Below are 14,189 nucleotides of genomic sequence, written 5' to 3' on the forward strand. Positions count from 1 at the left end.
TACGAACAATAGTTTCTGTATGGCAACTGACGCTCCTTGTTGGTTGCCTTTCTTTATAAAAAGTTGTCTATATACATCATCGGTGCGAACGAATTGGGGAGGAAACGGAACATGTACTTACACGGGACAAGTCGAGTGAATGAACAAGGAAACCTGGAAATCGGTGGCTGTGATTCGACACAGCTAGCTGCTACTTATGGAACACCTTTATATGTGTATGACGAACAACAAATTCGCACCAAGTGCCGGGAGTTTGTCGATGCGTTTCACAATACGGGTTTTTCGTTCCAGGTTGCTTACGCGAGCAAAGCATTTTGCACGATGGCGATGTGCAAGCTGGTTGAAGAGGAAGGTTTGTCACTCGATGTAGTATCTGGCGGCGAATTGTATACAGCCCTGCAAGCTGGATTCCCCGTAGAGCGCATCCATTTTCATGGCAACAACAAATCTTATGATGAGTTAATCATGGCGCTTGATGCCAAAATTGGCTGTTTCGTTGTGGACAACTTTTATGAGCTGCACATGTTGGCACAATTGGCCGAGGAGCGAAACGAAAAAGTCGCCATTCTCTTGCGTGTCACGCCGGGTGTAGAAGCTCATACCCATGAGTACATTTCTACAGGGCAGATTGACTCCAAGTTTGGCTTTGATGTGCAAAACGGCCAGGCTCTTGAGGCGATTCAATTCTCTCACGAAAGCAATCATCTTCATTTATTGGGAGTTCATAGCCATATTGGTTCACAAATATTTGAAACAGAAGGCTTCCTCGTCGCTGTCAAACGGTTGACAGAGCTGTTGGGCGAAGCAAAAGAAAAGCTTGGATTCCTCCCAGAAGTACTGAATGTAGGAGGCGGCTTCGGTATTCGGTATGTAGAAGGCGATACACCGCAGCCAGCGGAAACGTATATCAAAGCCATTACAGATATCGTTCGCGAGGAACTCACGGCGCTTGCGATTCCTCTACCTGAGATTTGGATCGAGCCAGGTCGCAGTATTATAGGCGATGCAGGGACAACCTTGTACCGAATTGGGTCACATAAGAACATTCCCAATGTCCGGAAGTATATTGCGGTCGATGGTGGGATGACAGACAATCTGCGACCAGCTTTGTACGATGCAGAATACGAAGCAGCGATTGCGAACAAAATGAATGCACCTGCCACTGAAGTTGTATCCATTGCAGGGAAGTGCTGTGAGTCAGGTGATATGCTCATCTGGGATGTGAAGCTCCCAGAAGCGCAAGCAGGCGATATTCTCGCCGTCCCAAGTACAGGTGCATACGGTTATTCGATGGCGAATAACTACAACCGGATCGCTCGTCCGGCAGTTATATTTGTAAAGGACGGAGAAGCAGAAGTAGTCGTAAGACGCGAAACGTACGCAGAAGTAGTCGGTCATGATGTTTTGCCAAAACGCGCACAGCTTCTGCGCTGAATTTCATAAAAAATGCACAAACCTTCCTGATTGTTTGGGAAGGTTTTGTATTTCCTTCATCTCCTATTCATGATTGCTTAATGTTTTCTCGGCATAATGGAAGGGTGAGGGGGAGCGATTCATCATGTTGTCGACTCTTATGAAGCGGTTTCGACGAATACCCTATATTTCATTGGACAAACGCCAATGGATGAAGGCGATGATTCGGCAAGAAGTGGAGAGAGAGAAAAAAGTCGTCATGTTTTATATAGATATCGTCAAGCTGACAGAGGTAGAGAATCGCTACGGAGATACGAGTGCCAAGAGAGTTCTCCATATATTCGAAAGCATTTTGCCAGCTGTAGCTCGCCAAGCATTTGAAATCAAAGGGAGAATCATCGCGATTCAAAAGCTGTGGGGAGACGATTTTGCCATCTACACTTCCTTTTCGAAAATGATGACTGAGGAAGACTGTCAAATGCTATCGATTCATTTTCAGGAGCTGGCTGAACGACAGTTAAATCGACAAGTGAGCTTCGTCAATCGCGAGGAGCTTCGTGTCCATATCGGCTATTCGGAAATCATCGGAGAAGATATCGTGAAAGAGATGTATACCTCTGTCAAACATGCCGTACATATGGCCAAGTATGGGATTACCTCCGAAAAATATGCGCACATTAGACAATTTCACAAGCTGCTTGCAGAAGAAAACGTTCAGATGCACTTCATGCCGATCATTCATTTGCCAAATGGCGAAGCTTTGGGATGGGAAGCACTGGCGCGAGGCCCAGTCAACAGTCTCTTTGCAACTCCTGCTGCCTTGTTCAATTATGCACAAGAGACGGATACTGTGTTTCGTTTGGAGCATATATGTCGCAAACGGGCATTGGAGCATATCCGCTACCTGAAGCCTCATGAAAAACTGTTCATCAATTTGGACCCACGTGCGATTGACGATCCATTTTTGTTACGTGGCAAAGTGCAGTTGCTTTTGGCTGAATATGAGCTGACACCACAAAACATTGTGTTTGAAATTACAGAGCGCCACGCAATTACGAATTACGCTGCCTTTCGGAAAATCATCGAGGAATATCGCAAGCAGGGCTATATGATTGCCGTAGATGATGCGGGAGCAGGGTACTCCAGCTTGGAATCAATTACAGAAATCTACCCAGACTTTATTAAGCTCGACATGTCCTTGATCCGCAATATCGATGTCGATCCGATTAAGCAGGCGTTGTTGGAAACGTTTGTATCCTTTGCTGACAAGGTGAACTGCAAAATCATAGCAGAAGGGATCGAGACAGAACGTGAGCTGGAAACGCTCATGGACGTCGGTGTCATCTACGGACAGGGTTACTATTTAGGCAAGCCGGATAAAGGGATGGCGCAGCTATGTGGAAAGGCAATGAACTTTCTGCGGTTTACGATGGAAAAGCGGATTGAGCAGGAGGCAGCGTCAATACTGCCCACTCCGGCTATGACGGAAATTTCGACGAAGACAATCAGTGTTGAAAAGCATGTGAAAGTAAGACGCATCCATGAGATTTTCGAACAAAATCAGCGAATTGAAAGCGTGGTTGTACTGGAGAACGGCATACCGGTTGGGCTTGTGATGCGGTTTTCTCTGTATAAAATTCTGGGTGGTCAATACGGAATTGCACTGTATTATGAAAGACCCGTTTCTCAAATTATGAATACCAATCCGCTAAAGGCTACGAAAGATGACAAGTTGGATGAGGTAGCGAAGCGGGCGATGGCCAGAGATGCGTATCATTTGTATGATGTGGTCATTATTATTGATGAAAATGGAGAGTACATCGGTATCGTTACCGTGCAAAAGCTGTTGGACAAAATGGCTTCCATCAAACTCGAGATGGCGAGCTCAGCCAATCCGCTGACAGGATTGCCGGGGAACGTACAGATTGAAAGGGAATTGAACCACCGGCTAAAACGGAATGATCATCAGGTGGTCATCTACTGTGATCTCGACCGTTTCAAATGGTTTAATGACCGCTACGGGTTTGAAGTGGGAGATCAAATCATTGTTCGAACCGCGAACTTGTTGCGGGAAGCCTCGAAATGGTACGGAAGTGGGTCTGACTTCATCGGTCATATTGGCGGAGATGATTTTATCTTGATTACGACAGCGCAATGTGCCAATGATGTTGCTTTGTTTATCATGGATGCTTTTACGCCATACTTTTCGGACATTTATGAAAAGCGCAGAATGGGGGATGGTCAGGAGCTCTCGATGTCGATGGCAGGTGTCGTCCTTTACGTGGGGAAGTACACCAGTGCAGAACAAATTGCAGAGAAGGCAGCATATGTGAAAATGGTGGCAAAAGCGAAGACGGGGACTGTATTTATTACCGACTGTGAGTTGCCTGGCGAAGAGCAGATCCGCATCGAGGGATAAATTGGACGTCAATCGTTCTGCATGGTAGAATGGGTACGTTAACTTTACAAGGTATGGAGGTCAACATATGAAAAAGGCGCTCATCACCATGGAAAATGGTAACCAAATCGAGCTGGAGCTGTTCGATCAAGAAGCTCCGGGTACAGTTGCAAACTTTGAGAAATTGGCTAACGAAGGCTTCTACAACGGTCTGTCCTTCCACCGCGTTATCCCTGGCTTCGTAGCACAAGGCGGATGCCCTTACGGAACAGGTACAGGTGGTCCTGGCTACACCATCAAATGTGAAACAAAAGGAAACCCACATAAGCATCTGCGCGGTTACCTGTCCATGGCACACGCAGGAAAAGACACAGGCGGAAGCCAATTCTTCATCTGCTACGATTCTTTCCCTCATCTCGATGGCGTACATACCGTATTTGGTCGCGTCGCTTCCGGTTTGGAACACGTTGATGCAATCAAACAAGGCGATAAAATGGGTACAGTTAAAGTAGGCGAATAAAAGTTTCGCGAAATGAACACCGATGAGGGAAACCTTGTCGGTGTTTTTTCGTCAGGATGCATGGTAGGGCAGTTTTGAATGGGGTTGTAAGCCTATCTATCTGCTGGTATGCTAGAAGATAGACGATTTTTATCTGGGGTTGTTCAAAAAGATGACTTTTTGAACGCGCATGATTGGAGGAAGCAATGGATCTTTTTCACTTTGATTGGAAAACGGTACCGTTTCGCTTAATTGCGTTCGTTATCGCTTTCACTTTGCATGAATGGGCGCATGCCTTTGTTGCTTGGAAGCTGGGTGACAATACGGCGAAATCGGAGGGCCGCTTAACATTAAATCCAATCCCGCATATTGATCCATTTGGTTTGATTCTCATACTGTTTGGTCCATTTGGTTGGGCGAAGCCAGTGCCGATCAATCCACTTCATTTTCGTGGGAACAAGCGATTAGGGATTGTTTACGTTTCGGTGGCAGGTCCGATTATCAACTTGATACTATCGATCTTATTCTGTGTCGGGTACATTCTTGTACGCTATTCTGGAATGTTGGTAGGAATGAATGAAAAAGCAGCCTTCGCCATTCAGGTAACGCTTGAATTTAGTATCATTATCAATGCAGCACTTTTCGTCTTTAACCTTTTGCCGATCCCACCATTGGATGGCTACAAAATTTTACGCTTCTTGTCTCCTCGCAGTTGGGATTCGAAGTACTATAATTATGAGGTATACGGACCGTGGATCTTGCTCTTACTGATTTTCATTCCAGGTGTCAGCTCGACTATTTTTGGGATTCCGCTTGCTATTGTTAGCACCTGGATTCAACAGATTGCAGTGAACATCCTAAGCGTGTTCATCTAACGGAAACGAGGGACGACTTTTGGCTTACAGCATCAAACTTGATTCCTTTGAGGGACCACTCGATCTGTTGCTCCATCTGATCGACAAGGCTGAGGTGGACATCTACGACATACCAGTAGCGGAAATTACGGAGCAATACCTCGCGACGATTGACAAGATGCAAGAGCTCCAACTGGATGTGGCCAGTGAGTTCGTAGTCATGGCGGCTACGCTCCTCTCTATTAAAAGCAAGATGCTGTTACCGAAAAAGGAGGAGCATGTCTTTCAGCAGTTCCTCGATATGGATGTAGACGAGATAGACCCGCGTGAAGAACTGGTAGCGCGTCTGTTGGAGTACAAGCGCTATAAGATGCTTGCCGAGAACCTGAGAGAAATGGAAATCGGTCGTAATCAAGTCTTTACGCGTCCCGCAGAGAATTTATCACCTTATGTACGTGAAGAGGATCATACCGTAACGAATGTGACCCTCTATGATTTGATCAACGCGCTGGAAAAGCTGGTAAAGAAAACGAAAGAAAAAGAACCGATGACCACGGTGTCGCGCGACGAAATCTCCATCAAGGATCGGATGACGGAGATACGACAAGCGGTACGCAACGGTGGGATGGTTCGTTTTTCTGAGTTGTTTACGCAAGGGGCGACGCGTACAGAGATTGTGACGACCTTTCTCGCCTTGCTTGAGCTCATGAAGGCCAAGCACATTACCTGTGTACAAAATCAATTGTTTCAAGACATCATCATATGTGAAAACGGAACGGAAGGAGCCCATACTGATGGACTATGACAAGCTGAAAGGCGTAATCGAGGGCTTGCTGTTCATCTCGGGTGATGAAGGAATCGATGCCAAAGAAATCAGTGAAATCACTGAGGTGTCGGAAGAAGAGGTCGTCGATTTGATCGAAGACATGAAAGCTGACTTCCGCCGGGCAGGACGCGGTATTCAAATCGTGGAAGTGGCAAAAGCGTATCAGCTGACCACGCTGCCCGAGCACGTACCCTATTTTGAACGGCTAGCAACATCGCCAGGTCAGTCTACGCTATCCCAAGCAGCATTGGAGACTCTCGCCATTGTTGCGTACAAGCAGCCACTGACCCGTTCGGAGATTGAAGAAATCCGTGGCGTTAAATGCGAAAAAGCATTGAACACCCTCTTATCCAAACAACTCATTCGCGAAGCGGGGAGAGCAGAGGGGATCGGACGCCCCATTTTGTACGCGACCACCAAAGAATTTTTGGAGCATTTTGGTCTACGGGAACTGGGGGATTTGCCAGAACCGCCTGTCAATCTTGATATTGAAGAAGCGCGTCTAGAAGCATCAGCGTTATTCGGAAAAGCAGAAGAAGCGACAAACGACTAGTTACAGCCCGGACAGTTTTTCGTACTATCATACGACTCGTCCCCATATACTATGGTACAAACCTGTGTATCGTGGTATAACGACGGCTTTTCTCTTGCCTTATAGGCAAGGTTGAGCCCAAGTTTTCAAATGGGGAGGACGTTTATGAACATACGAAAATATCTGTCCGGCGTACTCGTCGTTTTTCTTTTTATACAGATGGCTCTTACGCCGGCAGCAGTGGTAAAGGCTGCTGCAGCTCCACCTGGCTTGTCAGCAGAAGGGGCAGCACTAATCGATGTCGAGAGTGGACGGATTCTTTATTCCAAAAACGGTACGAAAAAAATGAGGATTGCGAGTCTGACCAAAACGATGACAGCAATCGTAGCAATCGAGATGGGCAAATTGGATGCACAGGTAACGGTACCACCACAAGCAGTAGGGGTGGAAGGCTCATCGATCTACTTGAAAAATGGGGAGAAGCTCACGCTGGAAGAACTGCTATACGGTTTGATGCTGCGATCCGGCAATGACGCGGCCGTCACCATCGCAACGCACATCGGAGGGTCAGTCCCCGGATTCACTTACTTGATGAATGAAAAGGCGGCCATGATTGGGATGGAGCATACGAATTTCACCAATCCGCATGGTTTAGATGACAGTAACCAGCATTACTCTACTCCGGAAGACATGGCAAAGCTGTCCGCCTACGCCTTACATAATCCAGTATTTCGTCAAATCGTCTCCACGAAAGTCAAGGATATTTCATGGGAAGGTGAACAGTGGGACCGGCGCCTACTGAACAAAAACAAGATGCTTCACCTCTACAGCGGTGCTGATGGTGTGAAAACGGGATACACAAAACTCGCAAAGCGCTGTCTGGCTTCCTCTGCCACACGCAATGGAAGGCAGTTGGCGACGATTACGCTAAATGCTTCTGATGACTGGAACGACTCGGCCAAGCTGATGGACTGGGGTTTTGCGAATTATCCGCTACAAGAACTGGTCAAAAATGGGCAGGAGGTAAAGCCTGACACGCCAGTCACACTTGAAGCAGGAACTCATCTTGTCACAACAAACGCTTTTCAGTATCCACTACAAACGGCAGAGATAGAGGCGATTCACAAGCGTGTCGTTATGGGAGAATCAACGGTAACATCAAAAATGAATGGTCAACTGGCAGGATTTCTTCAACTTTATTTAAAGGAAAAGAGGATTGGGCAGGTTCCGTTGCTAGTTCGTGTGGATACGCCGACGTTAGCAGCTCCGCAAGCTTCACTCTCAATGTGGGAGCAGTTTTGGGGAATAGTGTCAGGGGGGCTGTGGAGTGCTTAATGTCATCTGGCTCGGGCTCATTGTCATTAGCATTGTCGTTGCGGCCGTGACAGGGCGGATGGAAGCGATCAACGCAGCAGCGTTTGAGGGAGCCAAGACGGGCGTAACGGTTTGTCTCGGACTTCTCAGTGTTCTCGCCTTTTGGATGGGAATGATGCGGATTGCTGAAAAGTCAGGACTGCTTGAGCTATTGGCGCGGGTGTTGTCCCCGATCATCCAAGTCCTTTTTCCCGATGTACCAAAAGGGCATCCTGCCATGGGCTATATCCTCTCAAATATGAGCGCAAACCTGCTCGGGCTTGGTAATGCAGCAACTCCAATGGGCCTAAAAGCAATGGAAGAGCTCCAAAAGCTGAATCCAGATAAGCAAAACGCTTCGCCTGCCATGTGTACGCTGCTGGCGATTAATACGGCAAGTATTACGATTATTCCTACGACGATGATCGCGATCCGCATGCAGTATGGCTCCGTGAACCCCGTAGAAATCGTAGGTACTACGCTGTTATCTTCCTTTGCTGCCACCATTGTCGCTCTGTTGATTGATCGGATGTATCGTTATCGGCATATACGAAGACACAGATAGGGGGAGTCCTTATGTACCAATGGGTATCCCTGCTCTCTCTTTGGGCCATTCCCGTTACGATTGCTTTTATCTTGTTGTATGGGTGGCAAAAACAAGTCCCCGTCTACGAGACGTTCGTAGATGGAGCAAAAGGAGGCTTAACCACTACGATTCGCATACTTCCCCACCTGATCGCCATGATGGTCGCGGTGAGTATGTTTCGGGAGTCAGGTGCATTGGATCTACTGCTTCGCGCCCTTAAGCCGCTTCTTGACCTGCTGCATTTTCCAGAAGAACTGGTCCCGTTGGCGCTGCTCCGTCCGTTGACGGGAACAGGCTCACTTGCGATTGCAACAGATCTGATCGCGCAGTACGGTCCCGATTCTTTTTTGGGTAGACTGGCCGCTACTATGCAAGGGAGTACAGATACGACACTGTACGTCTTAACCGTTTATTTTGGCGCAGTTGGTATTCGAAATTCTGCGTATGCACTAAAGGTTGGCTTGTGGTCGGACCTGGCAGGTGTCATATTTTCACTGCTCATTGTCTCCTACATTTTCGCTTAAAAGAGCTCAAATAGAGTAGGTATGGAAAACTTCCTCATGGTTATGGGGAAGTTTTTCCCTTTTTCTTGTCCACACTAGTAAGAATGGGTATGATGTTGTAGAGGTGAACCAACGATGGAACGTTTACAGAAAGTATTGGCGCATGCTGGAGTCGCCTCTCGTCGCCATTGTGAAGAATTGATTGCGCAAGGCAAGGTGCAGGTAAATGGCCAAGTCGTACGAGAGCAGGGAATAAAAGTCGATCCGCTTAAGGACAAAATTGTGGTGAACGGACAGCAGGTTAAGCTGGAGCAACATGTCTATCTCTTGCTGTACAAGCCAACTGGTGTCATTACGAGCGTCACAGACCCGCAAGGCAGAAGGGTAGTGATCGATCTGTTGAAGGGAATTCAAGAACGGGTTTATCCAGTAGGTCGCTTAGATTACGATACTTCCGGCTTGTTGCTCTTGACGAACGACGGGGAGCTTGCCAATAGGCTGGCCCATCCAAGCTATGAAATCGATAAAGTGTATCGGGCATGGGTAAAGGGAATCCCCAGTCCGGAAAAAGTGCGCAAGCTAGCAACCGGCATTCGTTTGGAGGACGGCATGACTTCTCCCGGTCAGTCAAAATTGCTAAAGGCAGAGTCTAGCAGCCAGAGGGCATTGGTAGAACTGACCATACATGAAGGACGAAACCGCCAAGTTCGCAGAATGTGTGAGGCGATCGGTCATCCGGTGTTGACATTGGAGCGAATCCGTTTAGGGTTTCTCACATTAGATGGACTGAAGCCGGGCGAATTTCGCAAGCTCACTCATGAGGAAGTGGAGAGCTTGAAGCGGGGATTGGTTCAAAAGAAACGCAGCCCGCGTTCGAAACATTGATTCGTTCAAAATCTGTTCATAAGTTGTGCGCTGTCGGAAAAACTAGGAACGCTATAATAGAATGGGAAAAGGTTGCAATTTATTAGCAGTAGATGGGAGTAGGCGTCATGAACAAAAGCAATCGTACATATGTCAGGATCGCGGTATTGGGTGTTTTGCTTGTAGCGCTGGTCTTTGCACTTTATTCCAGCTTTGTGAAGGACCCCGGTGCTGTGAAAGTAGGAAGCGATGCTCCGAATTTTAGTTTGGAACAATTGAATGGGCCAGAGCTGACTCTGGAAAGTTTGAAAGGAAAGGGCGTTATCCTGAATTTCTGGGGCACATGGTGTGAACCCTGTAAGAAAGAAATGCCAGCATTGCAAAAACAATACACGAAATTCAAAGACAAGGGATTGGTTGTACTTGGCGTCAATATCGGAGAATCGCCAGTTGCCGTAGACCCATTTGTAAAGCAGTTCGAGATTGACTTCCCTATTTTGCTCGATCGCCAATCGGAAATTACAAAGCTGTATCGAATCGGTCCGATTCCGACGACCTTTTTCATCGATCCAGATGGAGAAGTGAAGGAAGTTTTCATCGGGCAGTTAGATGAAGCGATGATTGAGTCGAAAATAACAAAAATCTTGCCGTAAGTGAGGAGCAATGATGGATCAGCGAAAATGCGAATGCGGTCATACCAACCCGGTTGGGACGCTGCTCTGTGAGTCTTGCGGGAAGCCTTTGAATGTGGAAGTCCACGAGCAGACATCGTTTCCTGACATGCGTTATGAAGGAATGGCAAGACGTTCTCAAACGAATAACACGAAGGTAATCGATCGAGTCTGGAACTTTTTTTCTTCGGTCAAAATTGCAATCGGTATCATTATTGTCCTTTTGGTGGCGTCCGCAGTCGGAACCATCTTTCCGCAGCAAATGTACATACCGGTACCCGTACCGACAGAAGCAGATGTTGCCCGCTTTTATACAGAAACATATGGAACGATCGGAACGATTTTTTACGGCCTTGGATTTCACAATATGTACTCGTCCTGGTGGTTTGTGACGCTTCTGGTTATGCTCGGTACCTCTTTAGTTATCTGTAGTCTGGACCGCGTAGTACCGCTGTATAAGGCGTTAAACAAGCCGAGATTGAACCAGCACAAGTCCTTTTTGAAAGGGCAAAAGCTGTTTGCAGAGGGTGAGCTTGCTCCAGAAGCTAATCAGGAAGCGATACTGGACGCCTCTGCTCTGGCATTGAAAGAAAAAGGATACCGCATTTTCCGCACAGAACGAGCGATTATGGCTGAAAAAGGCCGTTTTAGCCGTTGGGGTCCTTACATTAATCACATTGGATTGATTTTGTTTTTGGTCGGTACCTTAATGCGAAGCCTGCCTGGCTTTTACTTGGACGAGTACGTCTGGGTGCGTGAGGGACAAACAATGGCGATTCCGAATACCCCTTATTACATAAAAAACGAGAACTACACGACAGAGTATTGGTCGGAAGAAGAAATGCCGGAGCAACTGGAGCTTAAGGGCGGAGCCATCGTGAAGAGCTACCAGACAGATGCCATTTTGTATAAAAATAAAAGCGCTGACGTTCCAGGGAAAAAGCCGGATTTGGTAGAAGTGCAGAAGGGGCCGATCGTCGTGAATCATCCGATGGAACAGGACAGCCTCTACATTTATCAGAGCGGCGTGCAAGAGATGCAGCTTGGAGCGCTCAATTTTACCGTGGTCGATTTGAAAAACAATAAAAAAGAGGTCGGCCTTATCAAAATTGATCTGTACAATCCGCAGCCCGAGCAAACCATTGCAGATGGGTTCACGGTACGGATTTTGGATTACTTCCCTGATTTTATAATGGGGAAAGATGGGAAGCCCGCGACGAAAACCAATTTGCCAAAAAATCCGATGGTCGCATTGGAACTCATTGGAGACAATGGAAATTATAATGAAAAATTGGTTTATCTAGAAGGAACCATTCTTACGCAGAAAAATGATCCTCGTTACGGACTCGACATCAAAATGCCTGATTTGGTCGATATTGCAGGGCTGAATGTTCGGGTGGACAAAGCATTGCCACTGATTTATTTCGGTTCGTTCATTTTCCTTGTGGGTGTTGCAATCGGTGTGTTCTGGCAACATCGCCGGGTTTGGGTACAAACGCAAGAGGGAAGTATCTTGGTAGCGGCTCATACGAATAAAAACTGGTTCGGTCTTCGTAGGGAAGTAGACGGGCTGGTTAAACAAGCGGAGCTCCCTGTCACGATAGAAGATAAAACGAAGGCCAAGGCCTAATGCTTCAAAGGGGGTACTAACAACGTGCAGCTCATTCAACTGAGTGACTGGTTATTGGATATCGCGTTTCTGCTCTACGTGATCTCGTCTATCTTCTTCGCTGTAGCCGTGACGGGTAAAAACTGGGCAGGACGTGATCCTAAACAACATGAAGGGCGCTATGGACGGATTGCGTATTGGTTAGCCGTTATCGGTTTTGTGGCGCAAACAGGGTATGTGGCTGCTCGCTGGATTGCCGGCGGCCATAGCCCGACAAGTAACATGTTTGAGTTTATGGCATTCTTGGATTACTGTATCATCTTGGCCTACTTAATTATTTACCGGATTTACAAGCTGACCTCGATTGGTGCGTTTGTTCTTCCGCTTGGGGTGATCATGCTCGCGTACTCGTACGTGTTCCCGAAGCAAATCACCCCATTGATTCCGTCTTTGCAGAGCTACTGGCTGCATATTCACGTGACTACTGCTGCACTGGGTGAAGGTATTTTGGCGGTTGGTTTTGCAGCGGGTCTCATGTATTTGATCCGTACCGTTCCGCAGCATATTTCCACCAAAAGCACGAAATGGCTGGAGATCGTGCTGGCTGTGGTTCTGATGCTCGTTGGATTCATTTTGATGGATTCTACGTTTGCGCGGATGGATCAAAAGACGGTATTTGAGATGAAGAAAGAAGAAATGAATGCAGTGGGACAGAAGGTAAAACCAAAAGTGGAGTACATCCTGCCTGCAATTGTTGCGCCTGCTGATTCAACCATCATCAAGGAAGGTCCAATATCACCACTCTTTGAGGCACCTACCTGGATGGAAGGAAAAGACGCCGCACGCAAATTGAACACGATGCTGTGGTCAGTCCTGACAGGGGCAATTCTGTATGGCGGCTTGCGTTTGATTTTCCGAAAACGATTAGGGGCTGCTATCAAGCCCTCAGTTGAGGGCGTCGATCCTGAGCTTCTGGACGAAATCAGTTATCGAGCAATCAGTATCGGATATCCGGTGTTTACTCTCGGGGCCCTTATCTTTGCGATGATTTGGGCAGAAGAGGCATGGGGCCGATTCTGGGGGTGGGACCCGAAGGAAGTATGGGCATTAGTTGTCTGGCTCTTCTACAGTGCCTACTTGCACTTGCGTCTATCCAGAGGATGGATCGGAGCAAAATCAGCATGGATGTCCGTCATCGGCTTTGTCATTATTTTGATTACACTGGTCGTGGTCAATTTGGTCATTGCTGGTCTGCACTCTTACGCTGGGGTGTAGACATTCCTCGAAAAGCTGGTTTTACCACCAGCTTTTTGGACTATCTTCTAACAGTTTTACGATATTATGAGAGCAAGAGGTGTTCCAGATGGAAAAAATGGCACGTATTCTCGTTGTAGATGATGAAGAGCGCATTCGCAGACTACTGAAAATGTACTTGGAAAGAGAAAACTTCCTGATTGATGAAGCAGATAATGGAGAGCAAGCAGTCGAAATGGCTGTGGGAAGTGACTATGATATCATTTTGCTCGACTTAATGCTGCCAGGTATGGACGGGATCGAGGTATGCCAGCGTGTTCGTGAATTCAAGGCAACCCCTATTATTATGTTGACGGCAAAAGGAGAAGAAACGAACCGCGTTCACGGGTTTGAGGCAGGGGTAGACGATTATGTTGTGAAACCGTTCAGCCCACGTGAGGTCATGTACCGGGTAAAAGCGATTCTTCGTCGTTCTTCGGCAACAGCTTATTTGAAGACAGAGACTTTCAACAGTCATTCTGTTCTTGTTTTCCCGGAATTGACCATTGACCACGATGCGCACAAAGTCATCGCAAGTGGCCAAGAGGTGAGCCTGACTCCAAAAGAGTATGAGCTGCTGCACTACCTGGCATTGTCACCGGATAAAGTGTTTACGCGTGAAGAACTGTTGAAAGATGTGTGGCACTATGAATTCTTTGGCGATTTGCGTACGGTGGACACGCATATCAAGCGTCTCCGCGAAAAATTGAACCGTGTTTCTCCACAAGCAGCCAATATGATCGCCACGGTTTGGGGCGTCGGATACAAGCTAGAGGTGCCTAAGTAAA

General features: G+C 47.2%; 14 protein-coding genes. All 14 read left to right on the plus strand.

Annotated elements, in window-relative coordinates; genetic code table 11:
- Nucleotides 1-111 precede the first annotated feature (111 nt).
- The 14 genes from lysA to HPY31_RS01720 all read left to right on the plus strand — a co-directional run bounded on the left by lysA (nt 112) and on the right by HPY31_RS01720 (nt 14,188).
- Nucleotides 112-1,434: a diaminopimelate decarboxylase gene (gene lysA, locus HPY31_RS01655; RefSeq protein ID WP_172137897.1), complete on the plus strand. Its 1,323-nt coding sequence runs from the start codon at nt 112-114 to the stop codon at nt 1,432-1,434.
- A gap of 124 nt (nt 1,435-1,558) precedes the next feature.
- On the plus strand, nt 1,559-3,832 hold the full coding sequence (locus HPY31_RS01660) for a GGDEF domain-containing protein (protein ID WP_172137899.1): 2,274 nt from the start codon (nt 1,559-1,561) through the stop codon (nt 3,830-3,832).
- Nucleotides 3,833-3,899: 67 nt separating this feature from the next.
- A complete protein-coding gene (locus tag HPY31_RS01665; RefSeq protein ID WP_087343620.1) occupies nt 3,900-4,331 on the plus strand; it encodes a peptidylprolyl isomerase in 432 nt (143 codons plus the stop codon).
- Between the two features lie 185 nt (nt 4,332-4,516).
- Entirely contained in the window at nt 4,517-5,185 is a 669-nt protein-coding gene (locus HPY31_RS01670) for a site-2 protease family protein (RefSeq protein ID WP_172137901.1), read from the plus strand.
- Between the two features lie 19 nt (nt 5,186-5,204).
- Nucleotides 5,205-5,969 carry a segregation/condensation protein A gene (locus tag HPY31_RS01675; RefSeq protein WP_172137903.1) on the plus strand — a complete coding sequence of 255 codons (765 nt, stop codon included), beginning with the start codon at nt 5,205-5,207 and terminating at the stop codon, nt 5,967-5,969.
- Nucleotides 5,959-6,543, plus strand: coding sequence for an SMC-Scp complex subunit ScpB (scpB, locus tag HPY31_RS01680; RefSeq protein WP_172137905.1), 585 nt, complete (start codon nt 5,959-5,961; stop codon nt 6,541-6,543). The genes HPY31_RS01675 and scpB overlap by 11 nt, the downstream gene beginning before the upstream one ends.
- Nucleotides 6,544-6,687: 144 nt before the next feature.
- Nucleotides 6,688-7,857 (plus strand): D-alanyl-D-alanine carboxypeptidase family protein, encoded by a 1,170-nt coding sequence (locus tag HPY31_RS01685; RefSeq protein WP_172137907.1) that lies wholly within the window; start codon nt 6,688-6,690, stop codon nt 7,855-7,857.
- Entirely contained in the window at nt 7,850-8,440 is a 591-nt protein-coding gene (locus HPY31_RS01690; RefSeq protein WP_012686100.1) for a nucleoside recognition domain-containing protein, read from the plus strand. The genes HPY31_RS01685 and HPY31_RS01690 overlap by 8 nt, the downstream gene beginning before the upstream one ends.
- An 11-nt stretch (nt 8,441-8,451) precedes the next feature.
- Nucleotides 8,452-8,985, plus strand: coding sequence for a spore maturation protein (locus HPY31_RS01695; protein WP_016739984.1), 534 nt, complete (start codon nt 8,452-8,454; stop codon nt 8,983-8,985).
- 114 nt (nt 8,986-9,099) lie between these two features.
- Nucleotides 9,100-9,849, plus strand: coding sequence for a pseudouridine synthase (locus HPY31_RS01700; protein WP_012686101.1), 750 nt, complete (start codon nt 9,100-9,102; stop codon nt 9,847-9,849).
- A gap of 107 nt (nt 9,850-9,956) precedes the next feature.
- Nucleotides 9,957-10,481 carry a thiol-disulfide oxidoreductase ResA gene (resA, locus tag HPY31_RS01705; protein ID WP_172137909.1) on the plus strand — a complete coding sequence of 175 codons (525 nt, stop codon included), beginning with the start codon at nt 9,957-9,959 and terminating at the stop codon, nt 10,479-10,481.
- Between the two features lie 13 nt (nt 10,482-10,494).
- Entirely contained in the window at nt 10,495-12,129 is a 1,635-nt protein-coding gene (gene resB / locus HPY31_RS01710; protein ID WP_172138894.1) for a cytochrome c biogenesis protein ResB, read from the plus strand.
- Nucleotides 12,130-12,153: 24 nt separating this feature from the next.
- On the plus strand, nt 12,154-13,383 hold the full coding sequence (gene ccsB / locus HPY31_RS01715) for a c-type cytochrome biogenesis protein CcsB (RefSeq protein WP_172137911.1): 1,230 nt from the start codon (nt 12,154-12,156) through the stop codon (nt 13,381-13,383).
- Nucleotides 13,384-13,471: 88 nt separating this feature from the next.
- Nucleotides 13,472-14,188, plus strand: a complete 717-nt coding sequence (locus tag HPY31_RS01720; protein ID WP_012686105.1) for a response regulator transcription factor — start codon at nt 13,472-13,474, stop codon at nt 14,186-14,188.
- Nucleotide 14,189: the final 1 nt, after the last annotated feature.

It is taken from the genome of Brevibacillus sp. HB1.3, assembly GCF_013186635.1.
In the GTDB taxonomy this organism is placed as follows: domain Bacteria; phylum Bacillota; class Bacilli; order Brevibacillales; family Brevibacillaceae; genus Brevibacillus; species Brevibacillus brevis_D.